This is a genomic window from Plantactinospora sonchi (assembly GCF_036422035.1).
In the GTDB taxonomy this organism is placed as follows: domain Bacteria; phylum Actinomycetota; class Actinomycetes; order Mycobacteriales; family Micromonosporaceae; genus Plantactinospora; species Plantactinospora sonchi.
In genome coordinates, this window is the sequence record NZ_JAZGQK010000001.1 from 202,954 (window position 1) to 218,312 (window position 15,359).

Below are 15,359 nucleotides of genomic sequence, written 5' to 3' on the forward strand. Positions count from 1 at the left end.
GCTACCGTGTCGGCATGTCCGCCGCGACCCGAGTCATGCGCCGGCCCCTCGGGGGCCGGAGCTAGTCGCGCGGGCAGCCCGCGTCGAACGGGTCCCTCGTCACCGAGGGGCCCGTTTCCGTTTCTCCCGGTCAGTGTGCCGCCGTCCCCCGGCGCGCACGCCGCACCGGCGACACCGGTCGGGCCCCTCCAGCCACTGTGGAGGATCGCCATGACCTACCTGACCACACCGATCTACTACGTCAACGACCTGCCGCACGTCGGGCACGCGTACTCGACGGTGCTCGCCGACGCGCTCGCCCGCTGGCACCGGTTGTCCGGCCGGCCGGTCCGGTTGATCACCGGTACGGACGAGCACGGAGCCAAGGTGCAGCGGTCGGCTGCCGAGGCCGGGGTGACGCCGGCCGCGCTCGCCGAGAGCACCGCCGGTCGGTTCCGCGCCACCTGGGACCGGCTCGGCATCGGGTACGACGAGTTCGTCCGGACCACCTCCGCCGCGCACCGGGGCACGGTGACCGCCCTGCTGAACCGGGTCCACGACGCCGGTCACCTGCGCCGTGGCCGGTACGACGGCCGGTACTGCGTGGCCTGCGAGGCGTACACGACGGAACCGGTCTGCGCGCTGCACAACCGGCCGACCGAGCGGGTCGGCGAGGAGAACTGGTTCTTCCGGCTCTCCACCTTCGCCGAACCGCTCGCCGAGTGGTTCGACCGGTGTCCGGACGCGGTACGCCCGGCCAGCCGGCGCAACGAGGCGCTCGGCTGGCTGCACCGGGGCCTGACCGACTTCTCGATCAGCCGGGCCAACCTGACCTGGGGCATTCCGCTGCCCTGGGATCCGACCCAGGTGACGTACGTCTGGTTCGACGCCCTCGGCAGTTATCTGACCGCGGCCGGCTGGCCGGACCCCGACTTCTCCCGCTGGTGGCCGGCGCAGCACATCATCGGCAAGGACATCCTGCGGTTCCACGCCGTCTACTGGCCGGCGATCCTGCTGGCGGCGGAACTGCCGCCGCCGGAGCGGATCACCGTGCACGGGTTCCTGCTGCAACGCGGCAGCAAGATCGCCAAGTCGGGGGAGCGGTCCGTCGCGCTGGACGACCTGCTCGACCGGTTCGGCCCGGAGGGACTGCGCTACCACCTGCTGCGGGACAACCCGGTGGGGCCGGACGGGGAGTTCTCGGTCGCCTCGGTCGAGGCGCGGTACCAGGCCGACCTGGCCAACACCCTGGGCAACCTGCTGTCCCGGGTCACCGCCCTGGTCGTCTCGCACGCGGCCGGGGTCGGGCCGGCACCGCGCCCGGACTCGCCGCTCGCCCCGGTCGCCGACGGGTGTGTCGAGGCGAGTGCGGCGGGTTGGGACGCCGGGCAGCCGGCCGAGGCGCTCGCCGCCGCGTGGCGGCTGGTGGCGGCGGCCAACTCGTACCTGGTCTCGGCGCGGCCGTGGCGCGACACGCCGGGGTCGGCCGAGGTGGCGGGGGTGCTCGGCGACACGCTGGAGGCGCTGCGGATCGTCGCCGTACTCGCCGCGCCGGCGCTGCCGGAGACCGCCGCCCGGATCTGGCGGCAGCTCGGCCTCGACGGGTACGCCCCCCGGGTGCCGGACGCGCTGGTCTGGGGCGGCTGTCCGGGCGGGCGTCCGGTCGACCGGGCGACGCCGCTCTTTCCCCGGTTGGTGCCGGTGGACGCCCTGGCCGGGCGGGCCGGGTGACGGCGGTGAGATAGTTCCCGGATGTCGTACCCGCAGCAGACGCTGGACGAGTTGGTGGGCCGGGCCCGGGAGTTGACCACGACCGGGTCCCGCCGCCTGCTCGGCATCACCGGTGCGCCCGGCGCGGGTAAGTCCACCCTGGCCGGTCAGCTCGTCGCCGCGCTGGTCGGCGGGCTGCCCGAAGCCGGCAGGCCGGCCGCCGTGCCCGGTGGGCCGGCGGTGCCCGGAGAGCCGGTCGTGCCCGCCGGGCCGGCGGTGCTGGTGCCGATGGACGGCTTCCACCTGGCCGAGGCCGAACTGCGCCGACTCGGCCGGCACGATCGCAAGGGTGCGCCCGACACCTTCGACGGCGCCGGTTTTGTCGCCCTGCTGCGCCGGCTCCGTGCCACCGGGCCGGAGACCGTGTACGCGCCGGAGTTCCGCCGCGAGATCGAGGAGCCGGTGGCCGGGGCGATCGCCGTACCGCCGTCGGTGCCGCTGGTCGTGGTGGAGGGCAACTACCTGCTGGTCGCCGACGAACCCTGGGGCGAGGTACGCGCACTCCTCGACGAGGTCTGGTACCTCCAACTCGACGAGACCGAGCGACTGCGCCGCCTGACCGCGCGGCACATCGGGTTCGGCCGGCCACCGGCCGAGGCGGCGGCCCGGGCCCGGGGCACGGACCAGGTCAACGCCGAGCTGATCGCCGGTACGGCCGAACGCGCCGACCTCGTGGTCCGGATGGCGCCGGTCACCGGGCGGTGAATCCGTACCCGCCGATGGCGGGTGTCGGCAACGAGTTTCCACATCGTCCCGTGAGCAGTACCCGGCGGGGCGATGGCGAAGCGCATCGAGGACTGATAAACCCATCGGCGAAGCTGTTTCGATCGCCCTTGCGCGGCCGTCCGACGATCGGCAGGAGACCGGTGTCAGATCGGAAAGTGTTGACCTGGTACGCCGTCTCGGTCGGTGTACTGGTGGTCTGCTTCTTCGCCGTACCGGCCGCCCGGACGGTGCTGACCGGCGCCGTGGGACTGGTTGTCGTCGTCGCCGTCGCGGTCGGCGTCCGACGGCACCGCCCGAAGCGGGCGTACGCCTGGTGGCTGCTCGCCGCCGCGATCGCGGTGTTCACCGTCGGCGACACCGTCTACCTGCTCGGCGCGAACCAGCCGCTCGGTGCGTCCCGGTCCGCCTCGGCGCTCGTCTCGGACGTCTGCTACCTGGTGATGCTGCCGCTGATCGGCGCCGGGCTGCTCGGGCTGACCCGGTCCACCACCGGCGCCCGGGACCGCTCCGGCCTGCTCGACTTCCTGATCTTCACCTCGGCCGGCGGATTCCTGCTCTGGGTGCTGGTGATCCGGCCGTACCTGCTCGGTTCCGGGGCGGCCACCTTCGAGAAGTCGGCACTGGCCGCGTACGCGCTGGTCGACCTGCTCCTGCTGGCCACCACCGTACGGTTGACGGTCAGCTCGCGGCGTAGCGTCGCCGCGCTGCTGCTGGTGGCCGGCGCCGCCGGAATGCTGGTCGCCGACCTGCTCTACGGTGCCGCCGTGCTGCGCGGCGACTGGCGGCCCGGAGGGCCGGTCGAGCTGGGCTGGCTGCTCTTCTACGGCAGTTGGGGAGCGGCGGCGCTGCACCCGTCGATGGCGGTGCTGACCGAGCCGGCCGCGCCGCAGGACACCGAGATCACCAAGACCCGGCTGGTCCTGCTCGGTTTCGCGGCGACGCTCGCCCCGGCGGTACTGCTCGGCCAGGTGGCGACCGGCGGGGTACGCGACGGCGCGGTGATCGCGGTGGTCGGCGGAATCGTCTTCGCCCTGGTGCTGAGCCGGCTCGGTGACGCGGTCGACGCGCACCGCCAGGCGGTCGCCCGGGAACGCGGTCTGCGACAGGCCGGTGCCGAGCTGGTCGCCGCAGCCGACGCGACGGACGTCGACCGGGCGGTACGCCGGGCGGTGGCCCGACTGGTTCCCCGGCAGGCGACCCATCGGATCATCTTCTCGGTCAACCAGAGCGACGGGGTGCCGGCCGGCGCGGTCAGCATCTGGGGCCGGAGCCTGGTCGACACCGCGCCGCTCTATCCGGCCCTGACCACGGCCGTCGCCCGGCGCAGCCGGCTGCTCCGGGTCCGCACCCTGCAGCCGGCACTGGCCGAACAGCTGCGCGGCTTCGACACGGTGGTCCTCTGCCCGTTGATCGGGGACGGGCGTTCCGGCGGGGCGCCCCGGGTCGGTGCGCTGCTGGTGGCGACCGACGGCCGGCTGCTGCCGACGCTGCGGGACTCGCTGGAGGTGCTGGCCGCGCAGACGGCGATGGCGCTGGAGCGGATCAGTCTCGACCAGGAGATCAACCGCAGGGACAGCGAGGCGTACTTCCGCAGCCTGGTGCAGAACGCCGCCGACGTGATCCTGATCGTCAACGACGACCACGGGATCCGGTACGCCAGTCCGTCGGTGCGCACCGTGCTCGGGGTGGAACCGGCGGACTGCACCGATCTCGGCGTACTGCTGCACTCCGACGAGCAGCTCTCGACCGCCGCCCTGCTCGACTCGGCCCGGGGCGGCCCCGACCGTCGGGGCGAAGGGCTCGACTGGAGCGTACGGCGGGCCGACGGGCAGCGGGTGCAGTTGGAGGTGACCTGTCGCGACCTGCGCCGGGACCGGGCGGTACGCGGTTTCGTGCTGACCCTGCGCGACGTCACCGAACGGGTCCGGTTGGAGCAGGAACTCACCCACCGGGCGGTGCACGACACGCTGACCGGGCTGGCCAACCGGGCGTCCTATCAGGACCAGGTCTACGAGGCGGTGGAGAAGGTCCGGGGCGGCGACCGCACCGTCGGTGCCCTCTCCATCGACCTCGACGAGTTCACCACGGTCAACGACACGCACGGGCACGCGATCGGGGACGCGATGCTGATCGCCGCCGGGCACCGGCTGCTGGAGGTGGTCGGCCCGGACAACCTGGTGGCCCGGCTCGGCGGCGACGAGTTCGCCGTGCTGGTGCCGGACGCCGACGATCCCGGGCAGGTCGAGCGGGTCGCCGACGAGCTGGTCCGGGCCCTCGCCGAGCCGCTCACCGTCGGCAACAGCGTGGTCAACGGTTCGGTCAGTGTCGGGGTGGCCACCACCGCCGACGCCCGGGACGCCGGAGAGCTGCTGCAACGCGCCGACCTGGCGTTGTACGTCGCCAAGGGCGCCGGCAAGGGCCGCTGGTGCCGCTACCAGTCGGAGCTGCACACCGCGATCGTGGAGCGGCTGGAACTGCGGGCCGCGCTGACCGAGGCGGTGCAGAAGCTCAGTTTCTCGGTGGAGTACCAGCCGATCGTCGACATGCGGACCGGCGCTGCGGTCGGGTTCGAGGCGCTGGCCCGGTGGCACCATCCGGCCCGGGGGCCGGTGCCGCCGGACCAGTTCATCGGGCTCGCCGAGGAGACCGGGCTGATCGAGCCGATCGGCAGCTGGGTGCTGCGCCAGGCGGTCGAGGCGGCGGCCCGCTGGCACACGGTCCGGCACGAGGCCACGGCCGTCCCGGTCGCCACCGGTACGCCGTACGTCAGCATCAACGTCTCCGCCCGCCAACTGCGTACGCCCGGATTTGTCGGTACGGTCCGGGCGGCGTTGGAGGCCGCCGACGTACCGCCGAGCCGGGTGATGCTGGAGATCACCGAGAGCCTGCTGCTCCGGGACCAGGAGCCGGTCTGGACCGAGTTGGCCGAGCTGCGAACGCTCGGCCTGCGGGTGGCGATCGACGACTTCGGCACCGGCTTCTCGTCCCTGAGCTACCTCCAGCAGATGCCGGCCGACGTGCTCAAACTCGACCGGTCGTTCACCGAGACGATCGCCTCGTCGCGGCGGCAGCGGCTGCTGGTGGAGGGGATCATCCGGTTGGCCGGCACACTCGGTCTGGAGATCATCGCCGAGGGCATCGAGACCGAGGCGGTCCGGACCATCCTGCTGGACCTGGGCTGCGCCTCCGGGCAGGGCTACCTCTTCTCCCGGCCGCTGCGGGACCCGGACGCGCTGCGCTGGCTGCACGGCGACCCACCGGCCGACCCGCCTCCGCCGCCGGCTGGTACGCCGCCGCGCCCCCGCCCACCCGGCGACTGAACCCCTGTCGGCCCGCCGGCAGTGCTGTCGGCGGGGCCACGGTCAGGGGGAGGAGCCGTCGACCCGGCGGACGACCCGGGCCGGGTTGCCGACCGCGACCACACCGGGCGGCAGGTCGCGGGTGACCACACCGCCGGCCCCGACCACGGTGTCCGCCCCGATGGTGACGCCGCCGAGCACGATCACCCCACCGCCGAGCCAGACGTTGTCGCCGATCACGATCGGGCTGGCCGCCTCCCACTTCGCCCGCCGTGGCTCCGGCTCGACCGGGTGGTACGCGGTCAGCAGTTGCACGTTCGGCCCGATGGTGATGGCGGCGACGTCCAGCAGGACGGCGTTGAAGTTCAGGTACGACCGGTCACCGATCCGGATCTGTGTGCCGTAGTCGCAGTGGAACGGCGGCCGGACCGTCACCCCGGTGCCGAGGCCGCCGAGCAGTTCGCGCAGCAGCGTCTCCCGCCGCTCCGGCTCGTCCGTGCCGACGCTGTTGTACGCCCGGACCAGCCGGTCGGCGCGCAGCGCCAGCGCGACGAGTTCCGGATCGTCGGCCCGGTACAGCTCACCGGCGAGCATCCGCTCCCGGGCCGAGCGGGGGTCCGCCCCGGCGTCCGGCTCCGGTCGCGGGCGTCGAGCCGGTGCCCCGTCCACCGCCGCCCGCCCCGGTCCGGTGCCGTGCCGTCAGTCGTTCGCGTGCAGGGCGGCGTTGAGTTCGATGCCCCGCCCGGTCCGTGGTTTCGCCTCCAGGGCACCGGTGACCGAGTTGCGCCAGAAGAGCAGCCCGTCGACCCCGGACAGCTCGCGGGCCTTGACCACCCGCCCGTCCGGCAGGGTCACCTTCGACCCGGCGGTGATGTAGCAGCCGGCCTCGACGACACAGTCGTCGCCGAGCGAGATACCGATGCCGGCGTTGGCGCCGAGCAGGCTGCGTTCGCCGATCCGGACCTTCTCCTTGCCGCCGCCGGAGAGGGTGCCCATGATCGACGCGCCGGCCCCGATGTCCGAGCCGTCGCCGACCACCACGCCGGCCACGATCCGGCCCTCGACCATCGAGGCGCCGAGGGTGCCGGCGTTGAAGTTGCAGAAGCCCTCGTGCATCACGGTGGTGCCGGAGGCGAGGTGGGCGCCGAGGCGTACCCGGTCGGCGTCGGCGATCCGGACCCCGGACGGGACCACGTAGTCGGTCATCCGGGGAAACTTGTCGACCCCGTAGACGGCGAGGTGCCGGCCGGCGGCCCGTTCGATCACCCGCAGCTCGTCGACCCGCTCCGGCGGGCAGGGGCCGGCCGAGGTCCAGGCGACGTTCGCCAGCAGCCCGAAGATGCCGTCCAGGTTCAGCTCGTTGGGCCGGACCAGGCGGTGGGAGAGCAGGTGCAACCGGAGGTACGCGTCGGAGGCGTCCTTGATCGGGTCGGCCAGCGAACCGATCTCGGTGACCACCACCACGGTACGCAGCCCGGGCAGCGCCCGCTCGCCGAGCGCGCCTGGCGGAAGATCGAGTGCGTCACCGTTCTCGCCGGCCACCAGCGGCGAGGAGCCGAGGCCCAGCTTGCCGGTCGGGTACCAGGTGTCCAGCACCTGGTCGCCGGCGATGGTGGCCACTCCGATTCCCCAGGCGGGCTGTGCGCTCGTCACCGGATACCTCTCACTCGTACGCGGCGTCCGGCTGCCCCGTCGGCGGGGCGGTCGGGCGTGGGGGACGTCATTCGCGAGTGTGGGACGCGTCCCGCCGTCACGAGTGTGACGGTACCGTCTCCCACCATGGAGAACCCGCTCACCCCCGAGGTGTTGGCCGATCCGGTGGCGCTGACCCGCGCACTGGTCGACATCGAGTCCGTCTCGCTGAACGAGAAGGAAATCGCGGACTTCGTCGAGGAGGTGCTCAGGGGCATACCGCACCTGGACGTGCGGCGGCACAGCAACACGGTGATGGCCCGTACCCGGTTGGGTCGGGCCCAGCGGGTGGTGCTCGCCGGACACCTGGACACCGTGCCGTTGAACAACAACTTCCCGTCCAGCCTGCAGGGTGACCTGATCTACGGCTGCGGCACCTCCGACATGAAGTCCGGAGTGGCGTACGCGCTGCACCTCGCGGTGAGCGTGCCCGAGCCGAGGTACGACGTGACGTACTTCTTCTACGAGGCCGAGGAGATCGAGTCCCGGTACAACGGCCTGACCCTGGTCGCGAACGCGCACCCGGAGTGGCTGGCGGCGGATTTCGCGGTGCTGCTGGAACCGACGCACGGCGTGGTGGAGGCGGGCTGCCAGGGCACGATGCGGCTGCGGGTCACCACGCGGGGCCGGCGGGCGCACTCGGCCCGGTCCTGGAACGGGGTGAACGCGATCCACGCGGTCGGGCCGGTGCTGGAGCGGCTCGCGAACTACCAGGCCCGGATGGTCACCATCGACGGCTGCGTCTACCGGGAGGGCCTGAACGCGGTCCGGATCGGCGGCGGGGTCGCCGGCAACGTGGTGCCGGACCTGTGCGAGATCGAGGTGAACTACCGCTTCGCGCCGGACCGGACGGCCGAGGAGGCGGAGGCGCACGTCCGCGAGGTGTTCGAGGGCTACGAGGTGGAGGTGACCGACTCCGCGCCCGGCGCGCTGCCCGGACTCACCGCGCCACCGGCCCAGGAGTTCCTGGCGGCGGTCGGCGCGGACCCGGTCGGCAAGCTGGGCTGGACCGACGTGGCCCGGTTCGCGGCGCTGGGCGTACCGGCGCTGAACTTCGGCCCCGGCGACCCGAATCTGGCGCACGCCCCGGACGAGCACGTGGAGATCGGCAAGATCCGCGACGGCGCGGCCACCCTGCACCGCTGGCTCGCCTCGCACTGAACGGTCGGCTCACCCCGCACCGAACCGTCCAGGCCGTAGCCGGCCGGCGACTGACCCCCGCCGGCCGGCTACGGAGTCTCCGGCCGGGACGGCCGGGGACGGTGACTCACCCCTCGATCGGTTGGCACAGATGGGACTCGGTCGTGTCGGGTCCCTGGTCACGCTCATCCGCGCCGGTCGGTGCGCTGTGCCGGGTCATACGACGCTCGGCCACCACTGCCCGGATCCGGCGCTGCATCTGCCGGCGAAGCCGGATTATCTCGCCACTGGTCATCACTGTTGCCCCCCGAAGGTGCGCGGCGGTGGTGTGGGCGTCGCGCGTTCCCCCCTGCGTACTGGGTAAGACGCGCTCCGGGCCGGTTTGGTTGCTCAGATGCAGGATGTTTGTCACCGTTACGGGGACGACGCCGCACCTGTGGTTGTCCGCCCGATTACCGTGGACGCCATGAACCACAGCTTGGGGCGTGCCCGCGGTCGCGGACCAGGGCCGGAGCGTCACCGTGGCGCGGTGACCCTGCGCCGCGAGGCCATCCCGCTCAGTACGGCCGACCAGCGACTGCTCGACTCCCGCAGCCGGGGGGACTGGAAGACCAAGGACGCCTGGCGGGCGCTGCGGATCCTGTCGGAGTTCGTCGAGGGCTTCGACACCCTGGCCGACCTGCCGCCGGCGGTCAGCGTCTTCGGCTCGGCCCGCAGCAAACCCGACAGCCCGGAGTGTGTGCTGGCCGAGGAGTTGGGCGCGGCGCTGGCCCGGGCCGGTTACGCGGTCATCACCGGCGGGGGACCGGGCGTGATGGAGGCCGCCAACCGGGGTGCCACCGAGGCGGGCGGCCTCTCCGTCGGGCTCGGCATCGAGTTGCCGTTCGAGCAGGGCATCAACGACTGGGTCGACCTCGCGATCGACTTCCGGTACTTCTTCGCCCGCAAGACCATGTTCGTCAAGTACGCCCAGGCGTTCGTGGTGCTGCCCGGGGGCTTCGGCACCCTGGACGAGCTGTTCGAGGCGTTGACGCTGGTGCAGACCGGCAAGGTGACCCGGTTCCCGGTGGTGCTGATGGGTGAGGCGTACTGGCGCCCGCTGCTCAACTGGCTGCGCGACACGCTCGCCGAGGACGGCAAGATCAGCCCAGCCGACCTGGAACTGATCATCGTGACCGACGACGTCGAGGCGGCGGTACGGCACATCATCGACGCCGACGCGGCACTCGCGGCCGAGCAGGAGGCGTTGCAGGAGAGCGCGATCGCCCAAGCCGAGGCCGACCAGGCGTCGGCGTCGGCGGCGTCCGGCCCCCGCCGCTCCCGGTGAAAGGAGGGGCCCCTTCTTATCGCTTTCTGTAGAGAAGGGCCCCCTGTTAACACACCCCGGGCAGGAGTACGGCGGACGACGGCGCGTACCCCTGTCGGCCGCCCGCCGCGCGGCGGCTGATGCGATCAGTCCTCGACGGCCGGCTGTCCCGACAACATCCCGCGGAGCTGGTGGGCGTACCCGGCCGTGCTGAAGCCGGGACCGACCGCGTCGACCAGGATCATGTCGTTGATCGTGTGGTTGGCCCGGAGATGGAGGATGCTCCGGTATTCCTTCGAGTCGTACCAGGCCCGGGCCTTGGCCATGTCGGGGAACTCCATCAGTACGACCGACCCCGGCCAGGCGCCCTCCAGGACCTGTACCTCGGCGTCCTGGGCGAGCCACCTCCCGCCGTACGGCTCCGCGGTCGCCTGCACCTGTTCCAGGTAGCGCAGGATCTCCTCGTTCGGCAGGCCGGGAACACGCAGGTGGTTGATCAGATAGGTGGTCACTTCCACACCTCGTTGAACGGGGATCGCGACATGCGTCGCCGGACTCCCCAGCCTCCCGCTTGGAGCCGGTCGGGCCGTACGGTTGCCGGCAAACCCCCGGAACGGGTGAGCGACGTACGGTGGGGGCGTGCTGCTCCAGGACGATCCGCACCGACGGGTCGAGCGGATCGGCGACACCGTACGTCGTCCGGTCTCCTCGCCACTCGTCCATGACCTGCTGCGCTATCTGGCCGAGGTCGGTTTTCCGTACGCGCCCCGACTGCTCGGAGTGGACGAGCAGGGTCGGGAGGTGCTCAGCTATCTGGACGGCGAGTCCGGGCCGGCCGGCTGGGCCCGGGTGGTCGACCCCAGGGGGCTGGTCGCGATGGCCCGACTGCTGCGGACGTATCACGAGGCGGTGGCGGATTACCGGCCGGACGGCGACGGCAGTAGCGACGGCGAAGGCAGCGGCAGCGGCAGCGGCAGCGGCAGCGGCGAGATCGTCTGCCACGGGGACTTCGGGCCGTGGAACCTGGTCTGGGACGGCACCCGGCCGGTCGGGATCGTCGACTGGGACCAGGCCGTCCCGGCCCGGCCGGTCTTCGACGTGGCGTACGCCCTGGAGTACGTCGCCCCGTTCCGCGACGACGTGGAGTGCCGGCGCTGGCTGGCGTACCCGGAGGTGCCGGACCGGCGGGCCCGGCTGGAGACCTTCGCCGAGGCGTACGGGCTGACCTCGACCGACGGTCTGGTCGACGAGGTGTTCCGGCAGCAGCGGCAGGTACGGGAACGGGTCCGGCAGCTCGCCGCCGCCGGGGTCGAGCCGCAGGCGGGCTGGGTCGCGAACGGCCACCTGGACACACTCGACGCCCGGATCGCCTGGAGTGTCGCGCACCGGCGGCTGTTCGAACCCTGACGGGTCAGAAGTGGGCGAGGATCTGCCGTACCGGGTGGCCCAGGATGCCGGCGAGTTCGGCGAGTTCCTCGTCGGTGAACTCGTACTCCGGCCGGCAGGCGTCGCGGATGCCGATCTCGAACCGGGCGAAGCCGCACGGCCAGTCGTAGTGGAGGGTGTCGAGCGGGACGAGGGCGGAGCAGCAGGGGACGGTGACGTCCAGGCTGTCGAACTCCTCCTCGGCCTCTTCGACCAGGTCTTGGAACCAGTCGAGCGGGATGTCACCCGAGCAGCGCGGGCAGGTGATGCGTTCCAGGGACTCGCCCGGGTGGACGACCCGGATCCGGTCGTGGAACTCGACCTCCACCTCCTGCAGCGTGCCGTCCGGGTCCGGGAAGATCCGCCGGACGTACGCCTCCGCCGCGTCGGCGGTGTCGGTGGTCGGCTGCCAGTTAACGTCGGTCGGGATCGCCGAGATGTAGAACTCGCTCATGGCCGGGAATTGTGCCGGGTGCCACCGACGAAAGGGATCGCTCCCCGCCCTGACCGGGCTGGGGAGCGATCTCCGTTACGCGGTCAGTCCCGGGCGAACGTGCCGACCGGGATCTCGCCGGCCGGGGCGTACGTGCCGATGACAACCCCGGTGCTGGAGATGGTGCTGTCCACCAGCTTCAGCCCGGCCGGGACGGTGCCCTCGTCGAACAGCCGCTTGCCCGACCCGACCAACACCGGGAAGGTCCAGATCCGGAACTCGTCGACCAGGTTGTGCCGCAGCAGCGTCTGGATCAGGTTGGCGCTGCCGTGCACCTGGAGCTCCGGGCCGTCCTCCTGCTTGAGCGCGGCGAGCCCGCTGGCGGCGTCACCCTCGATCTGGACCGAGTTGCTCCACGCCGCCAGGTTGGGGCGGCCACGCGAGGCGACGTACTTGGTGGCGTCGTTGAAGATCTTGCCGCCCTCCTCCTCGGAGGCGTGCGGCCAGTGCGCGGCCATGATGTCGAAGGTCCGGCGGCCGAGCACCATGGCGAACGGCTTGCTGGTCGCCTCGACCATGACCTGGCCCATCGTCTCGTCCCAGTAGTTCACCGACCAGCCCTCGTGCGCGAAGCCGCCGCTGGGGTCCTCGCCCGGGCCGCCCGGGGCCTGCATGACGCCGTCGAGGGTCAGGAACGTGGTGACGATCAGCTTGCGCATGGCGGGAAGTCCTCTCGTTCGGTTCTCGGTGCCGCGTCTCTGTTGGACAGAACTCTTCCACCGACGACTCCATCTGTCAAGACAAGAAAAGTTGTCGGTGAGTCGACGGGGGTTCGAGGCGGTCGGACGTCGCCGAGGTGTGCGGCCCGGATCGACAGCCGGCGAGCAGCGGCCGGGACACTAGCCTGGATCGTGGTACGACGTGCGGTACGACGACTCGGGTGGAGGCGCCGACCAGATGGGCGAGACCGATCCCCACATCCACGTCCAGCAGCGGGCGGCCCGGGCCGGTTACGACGTACGGGGCCTGCTCGCGTCGACGTTCGGGCTGGTGGCTGACGCGCCGGCCGTGGTCAGCACCGGCTGCGGGCGCCAGGTGCCGTACGCGATGACCTCGTCCCGCCCGGAGAGCGTCACCTGCCTCGCCTGCCGCGAACACGCGCACCAGGAACACCTGCGTTTCGCCGACCAGGTCGAGCAGTTGGGCCGGATGCCGGGCAGTGTGGTCACCGCCGACCAGGCCGCTCTGGCCGCCAGGCGGCACCGTGACCTCGCGCAACGGTTCCGGAGCCGGTGACGGGCGGGCCGCCGTCCGACTGGCGGGCAGGATGTGGGAGTGAGCTGGTCGCTGTATGCCATGCCGCTGCACCACGTCGCCTCCGACGGCGGGTGGGAGTGGGCGGCTTCCGCAGGTTCGGTGCGGGACCTGCCCGATCAGCCGCCGGAGCCGACGCCGCCGGCCCGGGTCGGAGATGTCCTCGACGCCTTACGTGCCGCCGGGTGTCACGGCACGGCATGGTTCGAGGTTGACGGCCTGGCCGCTGGTTCGGCACTACCCAGATGTCCGGACGCCGGGACCTGCGGGATCGAGGAGGGACCGGATCTGGGTGAGGTCAGCCTTCATGTCGCCGGGCAAGAGCGTCATGGACAGCCGTTGCCGATCGACGCCGCCGTGGCGGGGGTGTCGTTCCGTAAGCCGAACACGCTTGCCGTGCTGCGTGTGATGTGTGCGCTGACCTCGGCGGCGGGGCCGCTGCTGGTCCACGACGACTCGGCGGACCAGGTGTTCGTGGTGTGGCCCGGCGAGCGGGCCGAGGACATGCGGGGAGAGTGGCCGTGGTAGCCCGAGCCGCGGCTCGCTCGGCGGGTGCGCCACCCGGCTGACGTGCCGGGGGAGGCTGTGGCCTGCGGGGCCCGGGACGGGTTACGCCTGGTCGGTCAAGGTGACGACGAAGGAGCGCCAGACGGTCGGGGTGAAGACGAGGGTGCCGCCGGCGCGGTCCTTGCTGTCCCGGACCAGTACGCGGCCGGGCAGGTTGTCGGCCACCTCGACACAGTCTCCGCCGTTGGAGCTGCTCCGGGTGCTGGTGCGCCAACGGGCGCCGGTCAGGTCAGCCATTCTCGTGCCCTCAACAGTGCGATCGACTGGTCGCGTGGCAGTGCCAGTGACCTCAGAGTGTCCCAGGTGCGCCAGAGCCCGGCAACGTGCTTGCTACTGACCCGCCCCTCCGCCTGGTCGTCCAGGTACGCCTCGTCGGGCCGGCCGTCCAGGCTGGCCAGCACAAACGCGCCGGCCTGACCGGGGTGCAGGCCGGCGTGCAGCGGCAGCACGTGCACCATCACGAACGGCCGCTGGGCCATCTCGACCAGGTGGTCGAGCTGCGGGTGCATGATCTCCGGATGGCCCCGGCGCAGGGCCATCTCGTCGACGACAAACACGGTCAGCGGCGGCCGGGGCCGGTCGAAGACGTTGACCTGCCGCTTGAGCCGGGTGGCCACGTGACTGTCCACCTCGTCGCCGCCGAGCGGACCGCTGCCCAACACCGCCCGGGCGTACGCCTCGGTCTGCAGCAGGCCGGGGATCACCGAGTTCTGGAACGAGCGTAGGGCGGTCGCGTCCCGCTCGATCTCCGCCCACGGCCGGAACCAGGGCAGATCCCGGCGGCGCAGCGCCTCCGGCCAGAGTTCCTCCACGTCCCGACCGAGCGCCTCGGCGGCCGCCGTCCGGTGCCGCGGCTGCGGGATCCGACCCGGGCTGACCCACCGGCCCACCGTCTTCGAATCAACCCCCAACTTCTCCGCCAGCGACTCGGCGGTCTCGCCCAACTCGGCCATCGCCCGCCGTACGGCCTCGTTCACCGTCACCCTTTCATTGGACGTCTTGGATGTCCGCCACCATACCCGTACGCGGTGTGATTGTCCGACCACAACTCGCAGGCTCTTGGTGAGCGGAACCGTTCGGCCGTGGCGGCAAACACCCGGACGGAACCGCGCGGGGACCGCCCCGACGGCCCTCCCCCGAAACCGGGGTGGTCCCCGCTCCCATAACCCGTTCGACCTCGGGACGAGAGACGAGAGGAGACTCGGCATGCGGTGGGGAAGCGGGAAGCCAGAACAGCACCGGCGGGACTGGCGGCGACTGTGGCGACACTGCCGATGCGGACTGCGCTGGCGCTGCCCGGACGACGTACCCCTGACACGGCCGACAAACCGGGGACCGGCCTGGCCCGGGTTGCGCCGGTGAACCCGCCGCTCGCGCGCCGCCGACCGCACACGCCGATGCGGCCGACGTACCGCTGCCGCACCTGCGCCGCGCACTGGCCCTGCCCGACCGCGCGCCTGGTGCTGACCCGGCTCTACCAGGACGACCCGGCCGGCCTGCGGCGCCACCTGACCGCACACCTGCGACACGCGCGGCGGGACCTCGCGGAGACGGCACCCGGCGTGGACGCCGCCGCGCTCACCGTACGGTTCCTCGGCTGGCTGTCACCCGATGGTGGCGCAGTGCCACCGGATGACGGTCGGGGGTCGGCCGACGATCCATGAGCGCCACTTTCCGGCCGTGCCTGCCGAGATCACGTCGGAGCGAC

16 protein-coding genes are annotated in these 15,359 nt (G+C 72.1%); 9 read left to right on the top strand and 7 right to left on the bottom strand.

The genetic code is table 11. The features are described 5' to 3' along the window. Positions 1-210: 210 nt before the first annotated feature. The 3 genes from V1633_RS00950 (at position 211) to V1633_RS00960 (ending at position 5,795) form a co-directional block, all read left to right on the top strand. Entirely contained in the window at positions 211-1,710 is a 1,500-nt protein-coding gene (locus tag V1633_RS00950) for a methionine--tRNA ligase (protein ID WP_331212157.1), read from the top strand. Positions 1,711-1,731: 21 nt separating this feature from the next. Next, positions 1,732-2,454 (top strand): nucleoside/nucleotide kinase family protein, encoded by a 723-nt coding sequence (locus V1633_RS00955; protein ID WP_331212158.1) that lies wholly within the window; start codon positions 1,732-1,734, stop codon positions 2,452-2,454. Positions 2,455-2,615: 161 nt separating this feature from the next. Then, a complete protein-coding gene (locus tag V1633_RS00960; RefSeq protein WP_331212159.1) occupies positions 2,616-5,795 on the top strand; it encodes a putative bifunctional diguanylate cyclase/phosphodiesterase in 3,180 nt (1,059 codons plus the stop codon). A gap of 42 nt (positions 5,796-5,837) precedes the next feature. On the opposite strand, the gene V1633_RS00965 is transcribed toward V1633_RS00960, so the two are convergent. Both V1633_RS00965 and dapD read right to left on the bottom strand, forming a co-directional pair. Continuing rightward, on the bottom strand, positions 5,838-6,443 hold the full coding sequence (locus V1633_RS00965) for a sugar O-acetyltransferase (RefSeq protein ID WP_331212160.1): 606 nt from the start codon (positions 6,441-6,443) through the stop codon (positions 5,838-5,840). A 30-nt stretch (positions 6,444-6,473) separates the two neighbouring features. Further along, positions 6,474-7,427, bottom strand: a complete 954-nt coding sequence (gene dapD / locus V1633_RS00970; protein WP_331212161.1) for a 2,3,4,5-tetrahydropyridine-2,6-dicarboxylate N-succinyltransferase — start codon at positions 7,425-7,427, stop codon at positions 6,474-6,476. Positions 7,428-7,553: 126 nt separating this feature from the next. On the opposite strand from dapD, the gene dapE reads away from it, so the two are divergent. After that, positions 7,554-8,627 (top strand): succinyl-diaminopimelate desuccinylase, encoded by a 1,074-nt coding sequence (gene dapE, locus V1633_RS00975; protein WP_331212162.1) that lies wholly within the window; start codon positions 7,554-7,556, stop codon positions 8,625-8,627. A 445-nt stretch (positions 8,628-9,072) separates the two neighbouring features. After that, positions 9,073-9,933 carry an LOG family protein gene (locus V1633_RS00980; protein WP_331212163.1) on the top strand — a complete coding sequence of 287 codons (861 nt, stop codon included), beginning with the start codon at positions 9,073-9,075 and terminating at the stop codon, positions 9,931-9,933. Positions 9,934-10,058: 125 nt separating this feature from the next. Here the strand turns inward: V1633_RS00980 and V1633_RS00985 are convergent, their stop codons facing one another. Continuing rightward, the gene (locus V1633_RS00985; RefSeq protein ID WP_331212164.1) at positions 10,059-10,424 is read right to left on the bottom strand and encodes a DUF1330 domain-containing protein; all 366 of its coding nucleotides are present in this window, start codon (positions 10,422-10,424) and stop codon (positions 10,059-10,061) included. Between the two features lie 127 nt (positions 10,425-10,551). Between V1633_RS00985 and V1633_RS00990 the strand changes: the two genes are divergently transcribed. Then, complete coding sequence (locus V1633_RS00990) at positions 10,552-11,319, top strand: aminoglycoside phosphotransferase family protein (protein WP_331212165.1); 768 nt, start codon at positions 10,552-10,554, stop codon at positions 11,317-11,319. Between the two features lie 4 nt (positions 11,320-11,323). Here V1633_RS00990 and V1633_RS00995 read toward each other — a convergent pair whose 3' ends face one another. After that, the gene (locus V1633_RS00995) at positions 11,324-11,791 is read right to left on the bottom strand and encodes a hypothetical protein (protein ID WP_331212166.1); all 468 of its coding nucleotides are present in this window, start codon (positions 11,789-11,791) and stop codon (positions 11,324-11,326) included. A gap of 83 nt (positions 11,792-11,874) precedes the next feature. Continuing rightward, positions 11,875-12,489 carry a dihydrofolate reductase family protein gene (locus V1633_RS01000; RefSeq protein WP_331212167.1) on the bottom strand — a complete coding sequence of 205 codons (615 nt, stop codon included), beginning with the start codon at positions 12,487-12,489 and terminating at the stop codon, positions 11,875-11,877. 202 nt (positions 12,490-12,691) lie between these two features. Here V1633_RS01000 and V1633_RS01005 point away from each other — a divergent pair, with 202 nt between their 5' ends. Together V1633_RS01005 and V1633_RS01010 are read left to right on the top strand one after the other, a co-directional pair. Further along, positions 12,692-13,066, top strand: coding sequence for a hypothetical protein (locus V1633_RS01005; protein WP_331212168.1), 375 nt, complete (start codon positions 12,692-12,694; stop codon positions 13,064-13,066). A 39-nt stretch (positions 13,067-13,105) separates the two neighbouring features. After that, a complete protein-coding gene (locus V1633_RS01010; protein WP_331212169.1) occupies positions 13,106-13,612 on the top strand; it encodes a hypothetical protein in 507 nt (168 codons plus the stop codon). A gap of 81 nt (positions 13,613-13,693) precedes the next feature. Here the strand turns inward: V1633_RS01010 and V1633_RS01015 are convergent, their stop codons facing one another. Together V1633_RS01015 and V1633_RS01020 are read right to left on the bottom strand one after the other, a co-directional pair. Next, positions 13,694-13,888: a DUF397 domain-containing protein gene (locus V1633_RS01015; protein WP_331212170.1), complete on the bottom strand. Its 195-nt coding sequence runs from the start codon at positions 13,886-13,888 to the stop codon at positions 13,694-13,696. Then, complete coding sequence (locus tag V1633_RS01020) at positions 13,876-14,628, bottom strand: helix-turn-helix domain-containing protein (RefSeq protein ID WP_331212399.1); 753 nt, start codon at positions 14,626-14,628, stop codon at positions 13,876-13,878. Before V1633_RS01020 ends, V1633_RS01015 begins: the two co-directional genes overlap by 13 nt. A 297-nt stretch (positions 14,629-14,925) precedes the next feature. Here V1633_RS01020 and V1633_RS01025 point away from each other — a divergent pair, with 297 nt between their 5' ends. Further along, positions 14,926-15,315: a hypothetical protein gene (locus V1633_RS01025; protein ID WP_407951933.1), complete on the top strand. Its 390-nt coding sequence runs from the start codon at positions 14,926-14,928 to the stop codon at positions 15,313-15,315. Positions 15,316-15,359 lie beyond the last annotated feature (44 nt).

Excerpts from the sequence above, each read along its gene's own strand:
- V1633_RS01015 (WP_331212170.1), bottom strand. The coding sequence starts at position 13,888 with ATGGCTGACCTGACCGGCGCCCGTTGGCGCACCAGCACCCGGAGCAGC.
- V1633_RS00950 (WP_331212157.1), top strand. The coding sequence starts at position 211 with ATGACCTACCTGACCACACCGATCTACTACGTCAACGACCTGCCGCAC.
- dapE (WP_331212162.1), top strand. The coding sequence starts at position 7,554 with ATGGAGAACCCGCTCACCCCCGAGGTGTTGGCCGATCCGGTGGCGCTG.
- V1633_RS00955 (WP_331212158.1), top strand. The coding sequence starts at position 1,732 with ATGTCGTACCCGCAGCAGACGCTGGACGAGTTGGTGGGCCGGGCCCGG.
- V1633_RS01000 (WP_331212167.1), bottom strand. The coding sequence starts at position 12,489 with ATGCGCAAGCTGATCGTCACCACGTTCCTGACCCTCGACGGCGTCATG.
- V1633_RS00995 (WP_331212166.1), bottom strand. The coding sequence starts at position 11,791 with ATGAGCGAGTTCTACATCTCGGCGATCCCGACCGACGTTAACTGGCAG.
- V1633_RS00980 (WP_331212163.1), top strand. The coding sequence starts at position 9,073 with ATGAACCACAGCTTGGGGCGTGCCCGCGGTCGCGGACCAGGGCCGGAG.
- V1633_RS01025 (WP_407951933.1), top strand. The coding sequence starts at position 14,926 with ATGCGGACTGCGCTGGCGCTGCCCGGACGACGTACCCCTGACACGGCC.